Origin of the sequence: Variovorax sp. RKNM96, assembly GCF_017161115.1 — a bacterium.
Taxonomy (GTDB): Bacteria; Pseudomonadota; Gammaproteobacteria; order Burkholderiales; family Burkholderiaceae_C; genus Variovorax.
In genome coordinates this window covers 2,874,410-2,893,871 of sequence record NZ_CP046508.1, presented here as the reverse complement: position 1 = coordinate 2,893,871, position 19,462 = coordinate 2,874,410, and the positions used below count along the sequence as shown (strand labels likewise).

Here is a 19,462-nt window from a genome sequence, read left to right as displayed (position 1 = left end):
GCCCGTGAGAGCTTGCTTAGACCTGCGTGAGAAGGCGCCGCGGCGAGAGCGCCTTCTCTCGCATCACAGCCTCAGTCGAACACGCCCGTGAATGCCACCCGGCTCACCACGCCCGAGCTGGTCACGCCCGCGCCGAGCGTGACGCTGTAGCGGCCGTCTTCCGAGGTGCGGCGCAGCGAGCCGCCCACCGCGTTCTCGCTGCGGAAGTTGCCCATGCCCACGGCGTAGCTGATCTTGCCGGGCACGACCGGTGCGGACTCCATCGCCGCGACGCCCGCGATGCCCGCATATGCGCGCCGCGCGTTGTCGCTGATCTCGTTCTGCAGCCGCGCGGCCGTGAGGTCCGTGTAGGCCTTGCCGAACGGCAGGCCCTGCGCGGCGACGGTGTCGGTGTATGCATTGGCCGAGGCCACGCCGTTCTGCACCATGCCCTGCACCTGGCCCACGTTGGTCGCGTCGGTCGGCGCGCTGCCGGGCGCCACGCCGGTGATCTGGCGGTTGCCCAGCGCCACTTCGCCGGCCGACGACTGCAGCCCGGCCATGCCGGTGGCCACGTAGTTCGACTGCGCGCCGCGCGTGGTCACGCTGCCCGCGCCCAGCGCCACGCTGTTGGCGTGCTGCACCACCGCGTTGGCACCCAGCGCAATGCCCGCATCGGCCTGCGCCTGCGCGCCGCTGCCGATGGCCATCGCGTTGTCGGCGTTGGCGCGGGCCGAGGCGCCGATCGACAGCGTCTGGTTCGCGTTGACGTACACGCCCGCGTCGTTGCCGATCGCGATGTTGGCGTTGCCGTTCACGTGCGCGCCGGCACCGTTGCCCTGTGCCGTGTTGTCGCTGCCCGTCACGCCCTGGCCGGCCGTCGCGCCGAAGGCCTGGTTGCGGTTGCCCTGCACGCCGCCGCCCGCACCCTGGCCCATCGAGAGGTTGTTGTTGCCCGAGACCTGTGCGCCGGCCATCTGGCCCGAGGCCTGGTTGCCCGAACCCGTGACGCCCGCGCCTGCGCCCGCACCGCTCGAGATGTTGTTGCTGCCGTTCACGTCGCGGCCCGCGCTGTTGCCGTAGGCCTGGTTGTTGTTGCCGGTGACGTTGCCGCCGGCACTGGTGCCGTAGGCCTCGTTGTCGGAACCGGTGACGTGCTGCCCGGCGTTGGAGCCTGTGGCGTCGTTGCGGTTGCCGGTGACGAACTGGCCCGCGGCGTAGCCGTTCGAGTTGTTGTAGTCGCCGGTGACGTTCTCGCCCGCGCTGCGGCCCATGGTCTGGTTCCAACCACCGACCACGTTGGTGCCCGCGTAGTAGCCGATGGCCTGGTTGGCGTTCTTGCCCGACACGTTGGTGCCCGCGCCTTCACCGATGGCCAGGTTCCAGTTGGTGCTGACGTTGTTGCCCGCGCCGTTGCCCATCGAGATGTCGTTGCTGCCGGTCACGTTCTTGCCGGCGTTGGTGCCGATGGCGGTGTTCTCGCTGCCCGTGACGTTGTTGCCGGCGCCATTGCCCATGGCGTTGTTGTTGCTGCCGGCGACGGTCATGCCGGCGTTGGTGCCGGTCGAGTTGTTGTCGGAGCCGGTCACGCCGCTGCCAGCGTGGAAGCCCGTCGCGTTGTTGTGGTTGCCCGTGACGTTGTCGCCGGCACTGCGGCCGAAGGACTGGTTCCAGCCGCCCTTGACGTCGGTGCCCGCCTGGAAGCCGATGGCCTGGTTGGCGTTGTCGCCGCTCACGTTGGTGCCCGCGCCGTCGCCGATGGCCAGGTTGTACTTGGTGCTGACGTTGTTGCCGGTGTTGGTGCCCATGGCCTGGTTGTTGGTGCCGGTGACGCCCGTGATGCCTGTGCCGGTACCGATGCCCAGGTTCGACTTGGCAGGGTCCCAGGTGATGGTCTGGGCGTGGCCCAGGCCGACGCCGGAGCCGAGCGCGACGGCCAGCCCGACCAGGGCTGCGCCGCGCGTTGCGCGCTTGTGTTTCATGGTTCTCCTCGTTGTTGTCGTTGGGGGTTGCGACTCAAGCCGCGAGATGCAGCGCCATGGCCGGATCGCTCACGCTCGGCTTGCCGGTTTCCACACGGCCCGAGAAGCGGCGCTCGAAGTTGTCGGCGGTCACGGTGAAGTCGTACCAGTGGCCGCTGTCCTCCAGGCTCCAGTGCAGCATGCCGGTGGCGCCCGCGGCCACGTCGAGCGACCAGGGGCCGTCGCCGCGGTAGGCGTTGGCCTTGACCGACACCGTGCCGTTGCCCTTGCCGGTGTTGTGCACCTTCACGTAGACCTGGCCCGCGGCCGGGTCGTAGCAGACCTGCACCTCGGGCTTGAAGGCCGCGGCGTCGGTGGCCAGTGCGTCGCCCTTGAAGGTGCGCACATAACCGTTGCTGCTGTACACCCACAGCTCGTACTTGCCGCTGTCGGTGGCGCCGGCGTTCCAGTAGTCGGTGAGTTGCTTGCCGGCTTCGACGGTGTAGCGGCGTGGGATGCGGTCCAGGTGGAGCTTGTCGTAGACGTGGAACACCGCGCCCTGGTCGCCGGTGTTGCTGAAGATCAGCGACACGAGGCCGCGCGGCTCGATGCGCGCGCTGGTGTGCAGTTCGTAGGGCAGCGCGCGCGAGAAACGCGTGCCCGTCTCCTGGAACAGCGGCTGCGGCGTGACCGGCGCCTTGGTGATGACGCCCGTGTTGTTCAGGGCCTTCTGCGTCTTGTTGATGTCGGGATAGTTGCTCGTGTCGGGCAGCTTGGGAACGACCGGATCATTCGGGCTCACGAAGTCGAAGCAGGAGGTGAGGTCGCCGCAGACCGCGCGATGCCATGGGCTGATGGCATCGATCGTGACGCCGAAGCGCTTCTCCAGGAAGCGGCCCATCGAGGTGTGGTCGAACACCTGCGAGTTGACCCAGCCGCCCTTGCTCCACGGCGAGATCACGTACATCGGCACGCGCGAGCTCAGGCCCCAGGGGCGCGTCTTGCCGCTGGTGGTGTCGGCGGCGTTCAGGTAGCTGCCCACGGAGGCGTCGAAATACTCGCCGTCCAGCGGCACGGTGGACTTGCCCATCAACTGGCCGCTGGCGTCGTACGAGGGCACCGCCGGCATTGCCAGGTGGTCGAAGAAGCCGTCGTTCTCGTCGAAGGTGACGAACAGCGCCGTCTTGCTCCAGACCGCGGCGTTGGACGTCAGCGCGGTCAGCACGTCCGAGATGAAGTCGGCCGCGCCGGCCGTGCCTTCGCTGCTGCCGGGGTGCTCGGCCAGCGCCTGCGTGGGCAGCACCCACGAGACCTGCGGCAGGGTGTCGTTCGTCACGTCCTGCTTGAGCTGCGCGAGGAAATTGACGGCGCCGTCGGCCGCCGCGGGGCCGCCCGTCAAACCGTGTTCATAGATCGGCGAGCCCGGCTGCGCGGTGCGGAAGCTCTCGAAGGCCAGGCAGCCGTTCATGGCGCCCGTCCAGTTGTTGTTCATGTTCTGGTAGATGTGCCAGGTGATGCCGGCCTTCTGCAGCACGTCCGGCAACGTGTCCCACTTGAAGGAGTTGTTGACGTACTTGTAGTTGTAGGCGCCCGCCGGATCGGTCTGGCCCGTGCCGTCGGTCTTTTGCGCGCGGCCCGCGACCCAGCTGGAAGGGCTGGGCCAGCAGCGCGAGTTGACCGGCTCGGAATCGGTGTCCGTGCTGTTGATGCCTTTCTTCCGCAGCTCCGGGTTGAAGTTGGAGCCCGACCAGAACACGATGCGGTTCGGATCGGTGCCGGTGAGGATGGAGCAGTGGTAGCCATCGCAGATCGTGAAGGCGTCGGCCAGCGCGAACTGGAACGGAATGTCCTCGCGGTGGTAGTGGCCCATCGTCACCTGGTTCTTGAACTGGATCCAGCGGTCCATCTTTCCCTGGTTCCATGCGCCTTGCATGTCGGGGAAGCTGTGCGGCGCGCCCGAACCGATCAGCGCATTGGCGATCGTGGAATCGCGGCGGAAGGGCTGGATCTCGGGGCCGCCGACGACGGTGTTGGGCTGGAAGAAAACCGGCTTGCCGTTGGCCAGCGGAATCGGGAAGCGGTCGCCGAAGCCGCGCACGCCCTTGAGGGTGCCGAAGTAATGGTCGAAGCTGCGGTTCTCCTGCATCAGGATCACGATGTGCTTGATGTCGTTGATGGTGCCGGTGTCGACGGCGGCCTCGATGGCGAGCGCCTTGCGGATCACGGGCGGCAGCATCGTCAGGGCCGAGGCGGCGCCGATGGCGCCTGCCGACTTGCGGAAGAAATCGCGACGGTTGGGGGTGTTCATGGGTGGTCTTTCAACGCGGGGAATAGGGGGCTGATCGGTTGGCGATGGGCGGTGTCAGGGCGCGCACTTGAGGGCGGGCTGCGGGGGTTGGTCGCCACCGGGCTGTTGCGGGCCGCTGCCGGCGGGCGGCGTCTGGCCCGGCGGGAGGATGGGCAGTCCACCGCTGCCGCCGCCACCACCACCGCAGGCGGCGAGGCCAAGGCACAAGACGAGGCCCGCCGCAGCGAGGCCGTACCGGGAAGAAGCTGTTTTCATGAGGTGTCCTTTGGAGTCGGTTGGGCGTGAGGAAGCAAAAAGCGAAATCGAAGGCAAAGCCGGTCCCCTGCGGGCCCGCGAAGGGCTCGCACCGGAATCGGAAGAAAGTCGGGGGATAAGGTGGGCTAGCGCTCAGGCATAGCGGCTGCGCAGGCGGGCTGCGACCCTGTCGAGCACGAGGACCGTCAGGAAGATCGCGATCAGGATTGTTCCGACGTGCGCATAGTTGTACATGTCGTAGCGGCCCTTGAGCTCCTGCCCGATGCCGCCCGCGCCCACCAGGCCGACCACGGTAGCCATGCGCACGTTGCGGTCGAGCACGTAGAGCGTGTAGGCGATGAACTGCGGCATCACCTGCGGCAGCACCGCGAAGCGCATCACCTTGAGCTTGTTCGCGCCGATGGCGCGCAGCGCCTCCTGCGGCTTGTCGTCGGCGGTCTCGATGTCCTCCGCGTAGAACTTGCCGAGAAAGCCCGCCGAGTGCAGCGCGAGCGCCAGCACGCCGGCAATGGGACCGAAGCCGTAAGCCAGCACCAGGAACAGCGCGCTCACCAGTTCGGGCACCGCGCGGAACATGCCCACCACGCTGCGCGCCAGCGTGTAGACGGCGCGGTTGGGCGTGTAGTTCTTCGCGCTGCACCAGGCCAGCGGCGCGCTCAGCACGATGGCCAGCAGCGTGGCCCAGATGGCGATCTCGAAGGTCTCGAGCATCTTCACCGCCACATGCCAGAGGTAGCCGAAGGGCTCGACGAGCACCTCGCGCTGGTCGACCACCTCTTCCATCTGCAGCGTCTGCGGGTTGAGCTTCGGCTGGCGCGACTCTTCGGTCTCGACATGCGAGAACCAGGGCAACTGGTTGCGGTCGAAGCCTTCGATGCGCGCGACCTCGGTGCGCTCAGAAATCTGCGGCGGAAAGAGCGAGCGCGCGATGGTGCCCAGGCCCGAGAGCACCTGCGACTGGTCGCGCAGGCCGACAGCCGCGAGCACGCCTTCGCCGGTGAGCGAGAGCATGCGGCCCATCTCCACGCGCTGGCCGGCGAAGAAGCCGACGACGATGACGAGGAACAGCACGACGAGGCTGCGGGTGCCGAAGGGGCGCGGCAGTTCCCAGGCGGATGACGGGCGGCTCATCGTGCAAGCTCCAGTGCGCCGTTGTGCAAAGGCAGCACGGCTTCGGGTTCCGTCGGCACGGCCTGCGGATGCGCCGCCGTCGCGGGGCGGCCGTAGATCGCGTCGAAGACCTTGGGGTCGAACGCTTCGGGCGCGCCGTCGAACACCACCGCGCCATGGCGCAGCGCCACGATGCGGTCGGCGAACTCGCAGGCCAGCTCGATCTGGTGCAGGCTGCACAGCACCGTGGTGCCGCGCTCGCGCGCCTCGCGCCGCAGCAGCGAGAGCACGTCGTGGCTGGTTTGCGGATCGAGGCTCGCCACCGGCTCGTCGGCCAGCACCAGCGGCGGATCGAGCATGAAGGCGCGCGCGATGCCCACGCGCTGCTGCTGGCCGCCCGAGAGCTCGCTCACGCGGCGCAGCAGGTGCTGCTCCTGCAGGCCGACCGATTCGATCAGCGCGCAGGCCTTGCTGCGCTGCGCGTCGGTGAACAGGCCCAGCAGCGCGCGCCAGGTCGGCATGGCGGGCAGCGCGCCGACCAGCACGTTCTCGGCCACGGTGGAGCGCAGCACGAGGTTGAACTGCTGGTGGATCATGCCGATGCGCGGCCGGATGCGGGCGAGCGCGGCGGCCACGATCGGCACGCCCTCGACCTGCACCGCGCCCTCGGTCGGCCGCACCAGCCCGTTGGCCATGCGCAGCAGCGTCGACTTGCCCGCGCCCGAGGAGCCCAGGACCACGCAGAACTGGCCAGCCGGCACCTGCAGCGAGACGCCGTCGAGCGCGCGCGTGCCGTCGGCATAGCGCATGGCGACCGAATCGAAGTTCAACATGGCCGTGCTCAACGCTCCGCGGCCTTGGCGAGGATGCGGCCCTTGAGCTCGTCGGTCAAAAGGCCGAGCTTTTCGGCGGCGACGTTGAACTCGTCTTCCGAGAACTTGGTGTCGTAGCCGTCGATCTTGCCGCCGCCGTAGCCGCGGATCATGTCGGGCGTGATGCCGGGGGCCTTGTTCACCGTCTGGAAGGCGTCCTTGAGCTTGGCCTTCAGCGGCTCGGGCAGCTTGGAATTGAGCGCGAGCGGCGGGTACGGAATGGCCATGCTCCTGGCGATGACCTTCATGGTCTTCGGGTCGACCGCGCCCTGCTTGACGGCCTTCTCGTACGAGTCGAACGACAGCGAGGCGACGTCCACCTGGTCCTGCACCAGCGCGGCCAGGCTGCTGGCGTGGCTGCCGGTCATGCGGATGGCCGAGAGGTCCTTGGCGGGGTCCATGCCCGCGTCCATCAGCATCGCGACCTGGAAGGTGAAGCTCGACGCCGAGTTGACGTCGCCGAAGGCCACGCGCTTGCCCTTCACGTCCTTGATGGAGGCGATGGGCGCATTGGCCTTGGCAAACATGCCGGCGTAGTACACCGAGGCGCCCTTCTCCACGCCCACGGCCAGCAGTTGCGCGCAGCCGCGCTTGTGGGCCTGCACGTACGACACGGGGCCGAAGAAGGCGATGTCGGCGAGCTGGTTGCACATGCCCTCGACCACGGCGCCGTACGACTGGCCGACCTTCAGGTCGAAGTTCAGGCCGGTGGTGCGGGTGATGGCGTTGAAGACGGGCGCGTAGTCGGCCTTGGTGCCCGACTCGGTGCCGCCGTCGGCGGGAATCAGCAGCACGCGCAGGGGGTGCTCGCGCGAGCCGTCGGCCACGGATTGCGCATGCGCCGGGAGGGAAAACGCTGCGGTCAGCGAGAGTGCGGCGGCCGCGACGGCCAGGAGCTTTTTCATGATCGGTTCCTCGGTTTCGGATCGGGGTGGCGAGCGGGTTCATCGCTCGGATGCCGGTGAGCTTAGAAACCAAAGATGACAGGAAAATGAAGTTAGCTCAGTACAAAATTAGCAATTCACTGAGCAATGTTCAATACAATCCGCCGCCATGGCCGAGATACCGGTCGGCCGATACCGGAGATCCATGAGCACGAATTTCAAGACAGCAATGGCAACAGCAACAGCGACAGGAAGCGCAACAGAGAACGGCGAATGGCTCACCCAGGCCCGCCACCTGCTCGTCGATCTCGACGGCACGCTGGTGCGCCAGCAGGAAGCGATCGACGGCGCAGCCGGGCTGCTCGCGCACTTTCACGACCGCTACGCCATCGTTTCCAACAACTCCACGCACACGGCGCAAGGCCTTGCGCAACGCTTGCGCCGACTGGGCCTGCGCGTGCCGCCCGGGCGCATCGTGCTGGCCGGCGAGCTGGCGGTGCGGCAGCTGGCGCAGCAGCACCCCGGTGCGCGCGTGCTGCTGATCGGGAGCATCGCCCTGCAGCGCTTTGCGCGTGCCGAGGGATGCGACCTGGTGCAGTCGGGCGCCGACTTCGTACTGCTCGCGCTCGACATGCACTTCAGCCACGCACGCCTGGCCGCCGCCGCGAACGAACTGCTGCGCGGCGCCAAGCTGATGGTGACCAATGCCGATGCCACGCACCCCGGTCCGCAAGGCCGCGTGGTGCCCGAGACAGGTTCGCTGCTCGCGGCGGTGATCGCCGCAAGCGGCGTGCAGCCGTGGCGCGTGATCGGCAAGCCCGCGCCGCTGCTGTTCGAGGAAGGCCTGCGCCGCCTGGGCGCGGAGGCCGCCAGCACCGTGGTCATCGGCGACAACCCGCTCACCGATGCCGAGGGCGCCGCGCGGCTCGGCATGGCCTGCCTGCTGGTGGGCCAGGCACCGGGTGCGGTCGCGCCCACCGTGGCCGGGCTGTTCAGGCCCTCTTCTTCGGTCGCCGCGACCGAAGAAAAATCGCCTCAGTACCTCTTGAGCGAGAGCACGTCGAAGGTCTGGCGCAACGTGCGCACCGAGGTGTCGTAGTCCGAGAGCGCCAGGCAGGCGATCAGCACGTCGATGATCGCCAGCTGCGCGAGCCGGCTGGTCATCGCCTCGGTGCGAAAGCTGGTTTCGCGCGCCATGGTGAACAGCACCACGTCGGCAAAGGCCTGGATCGGCGACTTGCCGAAGTTGGTGATGCACACCGTCGCGGCGCCCGCCTCCTTGGCCAGCCGCGTGGCCGTGACGGTTTCGTGCGTGCTGCCCGAATGCGAGATCGTGAGCACCGCCACCTTCGGATCGGTGAGCGAGGCGCTGATGGCCTGCACATGCGAATCGACCACGACCTTGGCGTTCAGGCCGATGCGCAGCATGCGGTAGTGGGCGTCTTCGGCGATGGTGGCCGAACTGCCGATGCCGTAGATCTCGATGCGCCCGGCGGCGCGGAACAGCTTGACCGCGCGCTCCATCGCCTTCGCGTCGAGCGTGGCCTGCGTGTCGCGCAGCGTCTGCACATTGCTCTGGAAGATCTTGCGGATCACCGCATCGGCCTTGTCCTGCGGATCGAGGTCTTCGTGGATGAACTGCACCGGCTGCACGATCTCCTGTGCGAGCGCGATCTTGATCTGCTGGAAGCCGGTGGCGCCGAGGTTCTTGCACAGGCCCACGATGCTGCCTTCGCTGGAGCCAGTGCGCTCGGCCACCTCGCTCACCGACATGTGGACCACCTCGCGCGGGTTCTTCACGATGAAGTCGGCGATGCGCTGGCCCACGGGGCCGAGCGACGACCACAGCGTCTCGATGCGCGCCAGCACTGCCGAGACCTGGCCTTCCGGCAACTCGGGCGGCGGCATGCCGGTGGCCTTGGGGCTGGCGGATCGGGGGGTGCTGTTGCTGCTGTTGCGCTTCATGGGCCGCGAGCTTACCCGGCCACGATGGCGGTTTCATGCGCCCGCGCGGCCGGCGCGCATACTGGGCCTTCCTTTGCTGCTTCGAGGCCTCGCCCGCGAGGCCCCGCACCCCTTCCGATGCCGGGCTACCGAATCAAGCTGGAACGCATCGCCATCGCGGGTGCCGATGACCTGGTCATCCGGTCGCTGCTCGACCGCCAGCAGTACGCCGACCCGCTGGGCGCCGCGGCCGCGCAAGGCATCTCTTCGGCGGCGTGGCCGATGTTCGGGCTGCTCTGGCCCTCGGGCGCGCAACTGGCCGCGCGCATGGCCACGCACCCCGTGGTGACCGGCGCGCGCGTGCTGGAGATCGGCTGCGGCCTCGCACTCGCCAGCCTGGTCGGCCACCGCCGCGGCAACGACATGACCGCGAGCGACTGCCATCCGCTGACGGCGGGCTTCCTGCTGGAGAACATCCGGCTCAACGCGCTGGCGCCGATGAAGTACCGGCGCGGGCACTGGGGCATGCGCGAGACGGGGGCCGAGGGCGATGTGCACGGCGTGTTCGACCTCATCATCGGCAGCGACCTCCTGTACGAGCGCGATGCCGGAGGCCTGCTGGCAGCCTACATCGGACGCCACGCGAGCCCGGCCGCACAAGTGTGGATCGTGGACCCCGACCGCGGCAACCGCCCCGCCTTCAACCGGCAGATGGCCGATGAAGGCTTTGGAATGTGCGAGGAGCGGCTCGATCAGCGCGCCGCGGTGGGCCGCGTGGCGTACCGGGGGCGGCTGCTGACCTATCGGCGCATCGACACCTGAGAAGGTGTGAACGAATCCGCCATGCCCGCTCATCCCGCCCAGGCACACCCGCTCGGCGTTGCAAATGCTCGCCATAGCCCGAGCTATGGCTGCGCTTTGCGCCTTGATCGGGCGCGCCTGGGCGGGCTGCTCGGGCACGCCGAATTCATTCACACCTTCTGAGCACCTGGCGCCGGAGGCAGAATCCGATCGGTCCACAGGGGGCGCCATGAAGCAACAGAGAACCAGCAGATTCCATGGATGGCTGCGCCGAGGCGCGCCCGCCATCGTCGCCGCATTTGCCGCACTCGCACTGGCCGGGTGCGCCACCCTGCCGGACGAGGGGGCGCGCAGCCACGCCACCGCCCTGCCCGTCCAGGGTCCGGCCACGCCGCTCGACCGCATCGCCACCGCCTCGATGGCCGGCGCCGAGCCGGGCGCGAGCGGTTTCCGCCTGATGCTCGGCCTGGCGAGCATGGACACCCGGCTTGCCCTCCTGCGCGGCGCCCGCCGCTCGCTCGACCTGCAGTACTACCACCTGCACAACGACGCCACCGGCCGCCTGGTGCTGCGCGAATTGCGCGATGCATCCCGGCGCGGCGTGCGGGTGCGGCTGCTGGTGGACGACCTCTACACCGAGGAGGTGCAAGCGCTGCTCGACGGCGTGGGCGCCTATCCGAACATCGAGGTGCGCCTGTTCAATCCCTTCCCGACGCGCGGCGGGCAGGCCGCGCGCTTCGCGGCCGCGCTCTTCGACTTTGCCCGCGTGAATCGCCGCATGCACAACAAGCTCTTCGTGGCCGACGGCGTGCTCGCGGTGGCCGGCGGGCGCAACCTCGGCGACGAGTACTTCATGCGCGGCACCGACTCGAACTTCTTCGACTACGACGTGCTTGTCGCCGGCGCCGTGGTGCCGCAGATGTCAGACGTGTTCGACGCTTACTGGAACGCCCCCCAGGTGCGCACCGCCGCGTCGGTGCTGCGGCCCACGCAGGCCCCCGAATCATTGCGCAGCGCCTTCGACACCGCCGTGGACGGCGCCGACACGCCCGAGCCCGTGCCCTTTCGCAACGTGGACCCGCTGGGCCGCGTGACCATCGGCGACGAGCTGGCGGCCGGCCGCGTGAAGCTGGTGCCCGGCACGGCGCAGGCCTTTGCTGACTCTCCGGCCAAGGCCTGGGGCGAGCCCGAACCCGCCCGCCTGCCCAGCGGCGCCCTGCTCGACAGCAGCCGCCGCCTGCTGAGCGAGGCACTGGACGGCGCGCGCGAGGAGGTGCTGATCTCCTCGCCCTATCTCGTGCCCGGCCCCCTGGCCCTCGAAGGCATGGAGAGCAATGTCCGCCGGGGCGTGCGCATGAGCCTCATCACCAACTCGCTCGCCGCCACCGACGAACCGGTGGTGCATACCGGCTACCGACGCTATCGCGACAATCTGCTGCGTGCGGGCGTCGAGATCTTCGAGATCCATCCCGACCCGAGCCGCACCCTGTTCGCCGGCAACATCGGCGAGGGCACGCGCATCCGGCTGCACACCAAGGCCGCGGTGATCGACAACCGCCGGCTCTTCATCGGCTCGGTGAACATGGACCCGCGCTCCGCCGCGCTGAACACCGAGTTCGGCCTGCTCATCGACAGCCCGCCGCTCGCGAAGGAAGCGCACGATTTCCTGCAACAGCTGAAGGACCACGCGTCCTACCAGGTGAAGCTCAAGCCCGGCAGCCGCTTCGAACTCGAATGGTGGCGGGTCGATGGTCCGCAACCCGTGAAGGTGTCCGACAGCGAGCCGGGGGCCGATCTGTCGATGCGGATGAAGCTCTACATCCAGTCGCTGTTGATTCCGGAGTCGCTGCTGTGAGGCCCGGGGCCTGAAACCCGGTCAGCGGCAGAAACGAAAAAACGGGCCCGAGGGCCCGTTCTTCATGCTGCCGATCAGAGCGATCGGATCAGAGGCCGGCTTGGCGCGTGAACGACACGCTGGGCTTCTTGTAGGCAGCAGGCACTTCGTCGCGGTAGTAAGCGCGGCGGTCAAGGCTCGCGAACGGATCGTGGGCCTTGGCAACGGCTTCAGCCTGGATGGTCGCGCGGTTGGCGGTCGAGGTGAAGGGTTGCGCACCGGCGGTGGCACCGTCGCTGTATTCGTTGCCGGCACGAGCGGCGACAACGGCTTGCGAAGCGACTTCTGCACGCGACACCGACGAGTTCACGGTGTGCACGCCGTCATAGGTTTCTGCTTGCGCACCGGCGGCAGCCAGGAGCGAGAGAGCAGCAGCAGCGAGGATCTTCGAGGCATTCATTTCAATCTCCTTCAATCGGTTGGTTGGTGAGATGAAGTGTGATCCTCAAGCCCTCCAAAAAACCGCTGCAAAAGGAATCGCGGCGTTCACGAGATTGAAACAATCGGGGTTTGCACCAAACCGCGGTGCGCCCCGATTTGCTAGCACAGCACTAGTGCGAAATCATCCACGGCCGCTTCGACGGCGCCGACTTCGCACCGCTCGGCGCGGTCACCGTCGCGCTGCGGCGGGACGATCCCGAGCAGCAGCCGCAGCCCGCCGGATGCTTGAAGCGCGCGTAGTCACGCGAACTCCCGGGCTCATGCTGCGCGCGCTCGTTGGTCTCCATCGCACTGCGCGTGCCGGAAGCCATCAGCGCGAGCCGCGGTGCGGCCGAAAGTACACGCGGCGAGGCGCATCCGCAGTCGGGGCACGCGGCCGGCTCGTCGCGCTGGCCCGAAGGCCGCAGCGCGTCGAAGCCGCCGCACTGCCCGCAGGCATAGTCGTAGGTCGGCATGTCTGCTTTTTCTTCTTCAGCGCAGGTCGTGCGACAGCGGCATGTCGATGCTGCCGTCGATCATCTTCATCGGGCCCGAGGCGTTCGGGTTGATGTCGAAGTCGAAGATGCCCGTGGGCAGCCACAGCGTGGCGCATGAATTCGGCACGTCGACCACGCCGCTGATGTGGCCCTGCACCGGCGCCGTGCCCAGGATCGAATAGGCCTGCGCACCCGAGTAACCGAATTTTTTCAGGTACTCGATGGCATTGAGGCAGGCCTGGCGATAGGCCACGTTCACGTCGAGGTAATGCTGCTTGCCGCTCTCGTCGACCGAGATGCCTTCGAAGATCAGGTAGTCGTTGTATTGCGGGGTGATCGGGCTGGGCTTGAAGATCGGGTTCTTGATGCCGTACTTGGCCATGCCGCCCTTGATGAGCGTGACCTTCATGTGCACCCAGCCCGCCATCTCGATGGCGCCGCAGAAGGTGATCTCGCCGTCGCCCTGGCTGAAGTGCAGGTCGCCCACGCTCAGGCCCGCGCCGTCGACATACACGGGGAAGAACACCTTCGATCCGCGCGACAGGTCCTTGATGTCGCAGTTGCCGCCGTGCTCGCGCGGCGGCACGGTGCGCGCGCCCTCGGCGGCGGCCTTGGCGCGTGCTTCGCCGGTCATCTTGCCCATGTGGGCGGTGCCGGCGAACGGCGGATTCGCAAGGCCGGGCACGCGGTCCGGGTCGGTCGCAATGAGCGCCTTCTCGCGCTCGTTCCACATGTCGAGCATCGGCTTGTCGGGCAGGCAGCCGATCAGGCCCGGGTGGATCAGCCCAGCGAAGTTGACGCCCGGAATGTGGCGCGAACTCGTGAACATGCCCTTGAAGTCCCAGATCGATTTCTGCGCCTCGGGAAAGTGATCGGTGAGGAAACCACCGCCGTTCTTCTTCGAGAAGAAGCCGTTGAAGCCCCACAGGCTGTCCTGCTTGGCGCCGATGTCCAGCAGGTCGACCACCAGCAGGTCGCCGGGCTCGGCGCCCTTCACGCCTACCGGGCCCGAGAGGTAATGCACCGTGCTCAGGTCGATGTCGCGCACGTCGTCGGCGCTGTCGTTGTTCTTGATGAAGCCGCCGGTCCAGTCGAAGGTCTCGAGGATGAAGTCGTCGCCCGGGTTGACCCAGCAGGCCATCGGGATGTCCGGATGCCAGCGGTTGTGGATGTTCTCGTTCTCGGTGGGTGACTTGGTCAGGTCGACCTTGATCAGCGTGTCCGTCATTTGCAGTGGCTCCTGGGGTTGTGGTTAGACAGAGAGATAGGCCTTGATGTGATCGACATCGGTCTTGTCGCGCGCGGTCTCGTGAACGAGCCGGCCGCCTTCGATGACGAACAGCCGGTCGGCCACGTCCATCGCGAAGCTCAGCACCTGCTCGGACACGACGATGGTGATGCCGCGCAGCTTGCGGATCTCGTTGAGCGCCTTGGCGATGTCCTTGATGATCGAAGGCTGGATGCCTTCGGTGGGCTCGTCGAGCAGGAGCACCTTGGGGTCGGTGACGAGCGCGCGTGCAATCGCGAGCTGCTGTTGCTGCCCACCCGAGAGGTTGCCGCCCTTGCGGCGCTTCATGTCCCAGAGCACAGGAAACAGTGCGTAGATCTCTTCGGGAATGCGCCTGGTCTTCGAATTCTCCAGGCCCGTCTGGATGTTCTCTTCCACCGTCAGCGTCGGAAAGATCATCCGGCCCTGCGGCACATAGGCGATGCCCTTGGCCACGCGGCGAAAGCTCTCGTCGCGCGACACGTCCTGCCCCGCCACTTCGATGCGCCCGCTCTTGATCGGCAGCACCCCCATGAGGCTCTTGAACAGCGTGGTCTTGCCCATGCCGTTGCGGCCCATGATCGCGACGGTTTCATTGGCATGGCCCACGAACGAGATGCCGTGCAGCGCCTCGCTCTGGCCGTAGGCGGTGTGCAGGTCCTCGACCTTCAGCATGATGTTGCTCATGGTTCAGTGCCCCAGGTAGACGTCGATGACCTTCGGATCGGCCTGCACCTTCTCCATCGGCCCTTCGGCGAGGATCTTTCCCTGGTGCATCACGGTGACCTTGTGTGCGATCTGCTTGACGAAAGCCATGTCGTGCTCGATGACGATCACCGCGCGGTTCTGGCAGATGCGCTTGAGCAGGTCGGCGGTGAGTTCGCGTTCTCGCGCGCTCATGCCCGCGATGGGCTCGTCGAGCATCAGGAGCTCGGGCTCCTGCATCAGCAGCATGCCGATCTCCAGCCACTGCTTCTGGCCGTGGCTCAGGAGGCCCGCCTCGGTGTGCAGCTTGTCGGCCAGGCCGATGTCTTCGGCCACCGCCTGTACCTTGGCCTTGACCTCGTCGTCGCACTTGAAGGCCAGCGCGCCGAACACCGAGCGTCCTTTCGGAAAAGACACCTCCAGGTTCTGGAACACGCTGAGGTTCTCGTAGATCGACGGCGTCTGGAACTTGCGACCGATGCCCAGCCGCACCCGCTTGTGCTCGGCCATCTTCGTGAGTTCGGTGTTCTTGAACTTGATGCTGCCGGCGCTGGCCTTGGTCTTGCCGCAGATCAGGTCGAGCAGCGTGGTCTTGCCGGCGCCGTTCGGGCCGATGATCACGCGCAGTTCGTTCCTGTCGATGTAGAGCGTCAGGTCGTCGATGGCCTTGAAGCCGTCGAAGGAGACGGTGAGGTCTTCCACGGCGAGCGCGAAGTCTGTGTTGCTCATGAAGGTGTTCCGGGTTCAGGCGCGTTGGCTGCCGACACCCTCGGGCAGTTGGGGTTCGGGTGATGCGGCAGGTGCAACCGGGGTCGATGGCGTCATCGGCATGGCGGGCGGCGGCTGCACCGCGGCCTGGCGCAATGCCTCGCGGCGGCCCTTCCACCAGGGCTTGATCTTTTCTTCCCAGAGGCCTGCGAGCCCCATCGGGAAAGCCATGGTCACGCCGATGAAGAGCCCCGCCATGAGAAAGAGCCACAGGTCCGGAAAGCTCTCCGAGAACAGCGTCTTGCCTGCATTCACCAGCAGCGCGCCATACACCGCGCCCACCAGGCTCATGCGCCCGCCGACCGCGCAGAAGATCACCATCTCGATGGAGGGAACGATGCCCACGAAGCTCGGCGACATGAAGCCCACCTGCAGCGCGAACATCGCACCGCCGATGCCCGAGAGCCCGGCCGCGAGGCAGAAGATGAAGACCTTGAAGTTCGACACGTCGTAGCCCGAGAAGCGCACCCGGTCTTCCTTGTCGCGCATGGCCAGCAGCAGCGTGCCGAGCTTGCTGGTCTGGATCCAGCGGCACAGCACGATGCTCGCGACCAGCAGGCCCACGCACACGTAATACAGGATGTACTTGGCACCGTCGGTGCGCGTGTCCCAGCCCAGCATGGTCTTCAGGTCCGTCATGCCGTTGACGCCGCCCGTGTAGCCTTGCTGCCCGATGATGAGCACGGTGCAGATCAGCGCCACCGCCTGCGTGATGATCGCGAAGTACACGCCGCCCACGCGGCGCTTGAACATCGCGAAGCTCACGAGCCAGGCCAGCGCCATCGGCGCGAGCACCACCAGCGCGAGGCTCAGCGGCAGGCTCTTGAACGGCAGCCACAGCGTGGGCAGCTCGGTGATCTGGTTCCAGTCCATGAAGTCCGGGATGCCGGGCGTCGACTGGATCTTGGTGGTGATCGGGTCGGAGGCTTCGAGCTTGAGGAACATCGCCATCGCATAGCCGCCGATGCCGAAGAACACACCTTGCCCCAGGCTCAGCACGCCGCCGTAGCCCCACACCATCACGAGCCCCACGGCGACGAAGGCGTAGGTGAGGTACTTGCCCACGAGGTTCAGGCGAAAGATGTCGAGCGAGAGCGGCAGCACGACCGCCAGCAGCAGCACCAGCAGCAGGAGACTGCCCAGCTGGTAGCGCAGGATCGAGGCCTTGATGAAATTCATCGGAACGTTCTCCAGGAAGAAATCGGGTTCATCAACGACGGACCTTGACGGCGAACAACCCTTGCGGCCGCATCATCAAGATCAGCACGATCAAAGAGAGCGTCAGCACCTTGGCCATCGAGCCGGTCATGAAGAACTCGGAGATCGATTGCGTCTGCGCAATGCCGAAGGCCGATACCACCGTGCCCAGTAAGCTCGCGGCACCGCCGAAAGTGACGACCAGGAAGGCATCGACGATGTAGAGCGAGCCCGAGGTCGGCCCGGTCGAGCCGATGGTGGTGAAGGCCGCGCCCGCCATGCCGGCGATGCCGCAGCCGATCGCGAAAGTCAGGCGGTCTGTCTTCATCGTGTCGATGCCGGTCGCGTTGGCCATCGTTCGATTGGCCACGGTGGCACGCACGCGCAGACCCCAGCGGCTCTTGTGCAGCGCGATCAGCACGCCGCCCGTGACCAGCGCGGTGAGCGCGAGCACGAAGAGGCCGTTGATCGGAATGTCCAGGCCTTCGTGCGGCGTCCACGAGCCCATGATCCATTCGGGCAGCGTGGGGCTCACTTCCTTCGGGCCGATGAAGGTGCGGAAGATCTGCTGCAGGCCCAGGCTCACGCCCCAGGTGGCGAGCAGCGTGTCGAGCGGACGCTTGTAGAGGTGGCGAATCAACACCCACTCCACGATCCAGCCGACGATGAAGGCGAACACGAACGCCAGGCCGATGGCGATCGGAAAGTAGTACGGCATGAACGCGGGCGCCATCCGCTCCGTCACCTGCGCGGCGAGGTAGATCGAATAGGCGCCGATGGTCATGAACTCGCCATGCGCCATGTTGATGACGCCCATCTGGCCGAAGATGATCGCGAGGCCCAGGCCCATGAGCAGCAGCACCGCGAAGAGGCTCAGCCCCGCGAAGCCCTGCATGAGGCCGATGTTCATCATGTCCGACAGAGTCATGGCGAAGATTCCAGGTGTTGGGTATTGCTCCTTCCCCTTCCGGGGGAAGGTTGGGATGGGGGCGCGCAGAGCGTGCCCAGTGGTGATGCCGCTTGCCCCCACCCCAGCCCTCCCCCGGGAGGGGAGGGAGCGAGGCGGGGGGAAATCGCGCTGCTTACTGGTAGCCCTTGGGGAACGGGTCCGGCTTGATCAACTCGGCCGATTCGGCAACGACCTTGAACGTGCCGTCCAACTGCCCCTGCCCGATCCGCGCCTTGCTCCACAGATGGTGGTTCGCATCCAGCTTCACGTAACCTTCAGGCGCCGTCTTCAGCTCGATGCCCGGCGAACCCGCCACCACCTTGTCCACGTCGAAGCTGCCAGCCTTCTCCACCGCAGCCTTCCACAGCCAAGGCCCGAGGTAGCCCGCCTGCGTCACGTCGCCGATCACCGCGTCCTTGCCGTACTTCGCCTTGAACGCCGCCACGAACTTCTTGTTGTTCTCGTTGTCCAGCGACTGGAAGTACTTCATCGACGAATAGAAGCCCGCGAAGTTCTCGCCGCCCACGCCGGTCATCTCGTCCTCGGTCACGGCCAGCGTCAGCAGGAATTGCTTGTCGCCGGTGATGCCCGCGGCCTTCAACTGCTTGTAGAAAGCCACGTTCGAGCCGCCCACCACGGCCGCGAAGATGCAGTCGGGCTTGGCCACCTTGATCTTGTTGATCAGCGAGTTGAAGTTGGTGTGGCCCAGCGGGTAGTACTCCTCCCCCTTGACCGAACCCTTCTGGAAGTTCTCGATGTGCTTGCGCGCAATCTTCATCGAGGTGCGCGGCCAGATGTAGTCGGAGCCGACGAGGAAGAAGGTCTTGGCCTTCTTCTCCTTCGCGCCCCAGTCCAGGCCCCAGATGATCTGCTGCGTGGCCTCTTGCCCCGTGTAGATCACGTTCTTGCTCTGCTCCAGGCCTTCGTAGAAGGTGGGGTAGTACAGCAGGCCGTTCTCCTTCTCGAACACCGGCAGCACGGCCTTGCGCGAGGCGCTGGTCCAGCAGCCGAATACGGCCGCGCAGTGGTCGTTGACCAGCAGCTTCTTCGACTTCTCGGCGAAGGTGGGCCAGTCGGAGGCGCCGTCTTCCTTGATGACCTTGATCTTGCGGCCCAGCACGCCGCCCATGGCGTTGATCTGGTCGATGGCCAGTTGCTCGGCCTGGATCGAGCCGGTCTCCGAGATGGCCATGGTGCCGGTGGACGAGTGCAGCTGGCCCACCGTGACTTCGGTGTCAGTCACCGCGAGCTTGGTGGTGTTGACCTTGGCGGTGGGGAACTGCGACTGGCCGAAGCTCAGGCCGCTCAGGCCCATCACGGGCAAGGCGGCGGCGCCCTGCAGCAGGCGGCGGCGGCGCAAGGCCATGGCGTCGAGGGCATCGAAGGAAGGATCGGAATCACGCGACATCAGGAACTCCAGGCAGGTTGAAAAATGAGGTGGCCGCGCACCATCGCAGTGCATCGGACGGTGCCCCGAGCACCATGGCTGGTACTTTAGAAATCAGTTCCGTTCCGGCGAATACGTCATTCAACGTAGCGGCGAGAGCCCGCCCTGCCCGCAGACTCCCGAGCCAGACATCGGTGATCCATCGGTGGCAGGCGGCATAGGGAGCGCTTCTTGCTGTACCTGCCCCATGCCACCGCCGCCGCG

Annotated in this window: 18 protein-coding genes; 3 read left to right on the top strand and 15 right to left on the bottom strand. The window is 66.7% G+C overall.

All coding sequences use genetic code 11. The features are described 5' to 3' along the window. Positions 1-71: 71 nt before the first annotated feature. The 6 genes from GNX71_RS13325 to GNX71_RS13300 form a co-directional block, all read right to left on the bottom strand. Positions 72-1,961: a hypothetical protein gene (locus GNX71_RS13325; protein WP_206178753.1), complete on the bottom strand. Its 1,890-nt coding sequence runs from the start codon at positions 1,959-1,961 to the stop codon at positions 72-74. A gap of 34 nt (positions 1,962-1,995) precedes the next feature. Continuing rightward, complete coding sequence (locus GNX71_RS13320) at positions 1,996-4,248, bottom strand: phospholipase C, phosphocholine-specific (RefSeq protein ID WP_206178752.1); 2,253 nt, start codon at positions 4,246-4,248, stop codon at positions 1,996-1,998. Positions 4,249-4,302: 54 nt separating this feature from the next. Continuing rightward, positions 4,303-4,503: a hypothetical protein gene (locus GNX71_RS13315; protein WP_206178751.1), complete on the bottom strand. Its 201-nt coding sequence runs from the start codon at positions 4,501-4,503 to the stop codon at positions 4,303-4,305. 132 nt (positions 4,504-4,635) lie between these two features. Next, positions 4,636-5,634, bottom strand: coding sequence for a phosphonate ABC transporter, permease protein PhnE (phnE, locus tag GNX71_RS13310; protein WP_206178750.1), 999 nt, complete (start codon positions 5,632-5,634; stop codon positions 4,636-4,638). After that, positions 5,631-6,446 (bottom strand): phosphonate ABC transporter ATP-binding protein, encoded by an 816-nt coding sequence (gene phnC, locus GNX71_RS13305; RefSeq protein ID WP_206178749.1) that lies wholly within the window; start codon positions 6,444-6,446, stop codon positions 5,631-5,633. Before phnC ends, phnE begins: the two co-directional genes overlap by 4 nt. Before the next feature lie 8 nt (positions 6,447-6,454). After that, a complete protein-coding gene (locus GNX71_RS13300; protein WP_206178748.1) occupies positions 6,455-7,390 on the bottom strand; it encodes a phosphate/phosphite/phosphonate ABC transporter substrate-binding protein in 936 nt (311 codons plus the stop codon). 208 nt (positions 7,391-7,598) lie between these two features. Between GNX71_RS13300 and GNX71_RS13295 the strand changes: the two genes are divergently transcribed. Beyond that, positions 7,599-8,468 (top strand): HAD-IIA family hydrolase, encoded by an 870-nt coding sequence (locus tag GNX71_RS13295; protein WP_206178747.1) that lies wholly within the window; start codon positions 7,599-7,601, stop codon positions 8,466-8,468. Here the strand turns inward: GNX71_RS13295 and GNX71_RS13290 are convergent. Next, complete coding sequence (locus tag GNX71_RS13290; RefSeq protein ID WP_241027259.1) at positions 8,405-9,334, bottom strand: MurR/RpiR family transcriptional regulator; 930 nt, start codon at positions 9,332-9,334, stop codon at positions 8,405-8,407. The genes GNX71_RS13295 and GNX71_RS13290 overlap by 64 nt on opposite strands. Positions 9,335-9,451: 117 nt before the next feature. Here GNX71_RS13290 and GNX71_RS13285 point away from each other — a divergent pair, with 117 nt between their 5' ends. After that, the gene (locus GNX71_RS13285; protein WP_206178746.1) at positions 9,452-10,135 is read left to right on the top strand and encodes an SAM-dependent methyltransferase; all 684 of its coding nucleotides are present in this window, start codon (positions 9,452-9,454) and stop codon (positions 10,133-10,135) included. A gap of 208 nt (positions 10,136-10,343) precedes the next feature. Beyond that, on the top strand, positions 10,344-11,969 hold the full coding sequence (locus GNX71_RS13280) for a phospholipase D family protein (RefSeq protein WP_206178745.1): 1,626 nt from the start codon (positions 10,344-10,346) through the stop codon (positions 11,967-11,969). 88 nt (positions 11,970-12,057) lie between these two features. On the opposite strand, the gene GNX71_RS13275 is transcribed toward GNX71_RS13280, so the two are convergent. The 8 genes from GNX71_RS13275 to urtA all read right to left on the bottom strand — a co-directional run bounded on the left by GNX71_RS13275 (position 12,058) and on the right by urtA (position 19,219). Next, entirely contained in the window at positions 12,058-12,408 is a 351-nt protein-coding gene (locus GNX71_RS13275; protein WP_206178744.1) for an alpha/beta hydrolase, read from the bottom strand. A gap of 151 nt (positions 12,409-12,559) precedes the next feature. Next, the gene (locus GNX71_RS13270; RefSeq protein WP_206178743.1) at positions 12,560-12,904 is read right to left on the bottom strand and encodes a zinc ribbon domain-containing protein; all 345 of its coding nucleotides are present in this window, start codon (positions 12,902-12,904) and stop codon (positions 12,560-12,562) included. Between the two features lie 16 nt (positions 12,905-12,920). Then, positions 12,921-14,153 (bottom strand): formamidase, encoded by a 1,233-nt coding sequence (gene fmdA, locus GNX71_RS13265; protein WP_206178742.1) that lies wholly within the window; start codon positions 14,151-14,153, stop codon positions 12,921-12,923. 24 nt (positions 14,154-14,177) lie between these two features. Next, on the bottom strand, positions 14,178-14,867 hold the full coding sequence (urtE, locus tag GNX71_RS13260) for an urea ABC transporter ATP-binding subunit UrtE (RefSeq protein WP_206179459.1): 690 nt from the start codon (positions 14,865-14,867) through the stop codon (positions 14,178-14,180). 15 nt (positions 14,868-14,882) lie between these two features. After that, positions 14,883-15,626, bottom strand: coding sequence for an urea ABC transporter ATP-binding protein UrtD (gene urtD / locus GNX71_RS13255; RefSeq protein ID WP_206178741.1), 744 nt, complete (start codon positions 15,624-15,626; stop codon positions 14,883-14,885). A 15-nt stretch (positions 15,627-15,641) separates the two neighbouring features. After that, on the bottom strand, positions 15,642-16,844 hold the full coding sequence (urtC, locus tag GNX71_RS13250; RefSeq protein ID WP_206178740.1) for an urea ABC transporter permease subunit UrtC: 1,203 nt from the start codon (positions 16,842-16,844) through the stop codon (positions 15,642-15,644). Positions 16,845-16,875: 31 nt separating this feature from the next. Beyond that, positions 16,876-17,790 carry an urea ABC transporter permease subunit UrtB gene (urtB, locus tag GNX71_RS13245; RefSeq protein ID WP_206178739.1) on the bottom strand — a complete coding sequence of 305 codons (915 nt, stop codon included), beginning with the start codon at positions 17,788-17,790 and terminating at the stop codon, positions 16,876-16,878. A gap of 154 nt (positions 17,791-17,944) precedes the next feature. Next, positions 17,945-19,219, bottom strand: a complete 1,275-nt coding sequence (urtA, locus tag GNX71_RS13240; RefSeq protein ID WP_042579130.1) for an urea ABC transporter substrate-binding protein — start codon at positions 19,217-19,219, stop codon at positions 17,945-17,947. Positions 19,220-19,462: the final 243 nt, after the last annotated feature.

Coding starts and splice junctions, on each gene's coding strand:
- GNX71_RS13325 (WP_206178753.1), bottom strand. CDS start 1,961: ATGAAACACAAGCGCGCAACGCGCGGCGCAGCCCTGGTCGGGCTGGCC.
- GNX71_RS13320 (WP_206178752.1), bottom strand. CDS start 4,248: ATGAACACCCCCAACCGTCGCGATTTCTTCCGCAAGTCGGCAGGCGCC.
- GNX71_RS13315 (WP_206178751.1), bottom strand. CDS start 4,503: ATGAAAACAGCTTCTTCCCGGTACGGCCTCGCTGCGGCGGGCCTCGTC.
- phnE (WP_206178750.1), bottom strand. CDS start 5,634: ATGAGCCGCCCGTCATCCGCCTGGGAACTGCCGCGCCCCTTCGGCACC.
- phnC (WP_206178749.1), bottom strand. CDS start 6,446: ATGTTGAACTTCGATTCGGTCGCCATGCGCTATGCCGACGGCACGCGC.
- GNX71_RS13300 (WP_206178748.1), bottom strand. CDS start 7,390: ATGAAAAAGCTCCTGGCCGTCGCGGCCGCCGCACTCTCGCTGACCGCA.
- GNX71_RS13295 (WP_206178747.1), top strand. CDS start 7,599: ATGGCAACAGCAACAGCGACAGGAAGCGCAACAGAGAACGGCGAATGG.
- GNX71_RS13290 (WP_241027259.1), bottom strand. CDS start 9,334: ATGAAGCGCAACAGCAGCAACAGCACCCCCCGATCCGCCAGCCCCAAG.
- GNX71_RS13285 (WP_206178746.1), top strand. CDS start 9,452: ATGCCGGGCTACCGAATCAAGCTGGAACGCATCGCCATCGCGGGTGCC.
- GNX71_RS13280 (WP_206178745.1), top strand. CDS start 10,344: ATGAAGCAACAGAGAACCAGCAGATTCCATGGATGGCTGCGCCGAGGC.
- GNX71_RS13275 (WP_206178744.1), bottom strand. CDS start 12,408: ATGAATGCCTCGAAGATCCTCGCTGCTGCTGCTCTCTCGCTCCTGGCT.
- GNX71_RS13270 (WP_206178743.1), bottom strand. CDS start 12,904: ATGCCGACCTACGACTATGCCTGCGGGCAGTGCGGCGGCTTCGACGCG.
- fmdA (WP_206178742.1), bottom strand. CDS start 14,153: ATGACGGACACGCTGATCAAGGTCGACCTGACCAAGTCACCCACCGAG.
- urtE (WP_206179459.1), bottom strand. CDS start 14,867: ATGCTGAAGGTCGAGGACCTGCACACCGCCTACGGCCAGAGCGAGGCG.
- urtD (WP_206178741.1), bottom strand. CDS start 15,626: ATGAGCAACACAGACTTCGCGCTCGCCGTGGAAGACCTCACCGTCTCC.
- urtC (WP_206178740.1), bottom strand. CDS start 16,844: ATGAATTTCATCAAGGCCTCGATCCTGCGCTACCAGCTGGGCAGTCTC.
- urtB (WP_206178739.1), bottom strand. CDS start 17,790: ATGACTCTGTCGGACATGATGAACATCGGCCTCATGCAGGGCTTCGCG.
- urtA (WP_042579130.1), bottom strand. CDS start 19,219: ATGTCGCGTGATTCCGATCCTTCCTTCGATGCCCTCGACGCCATGGCC.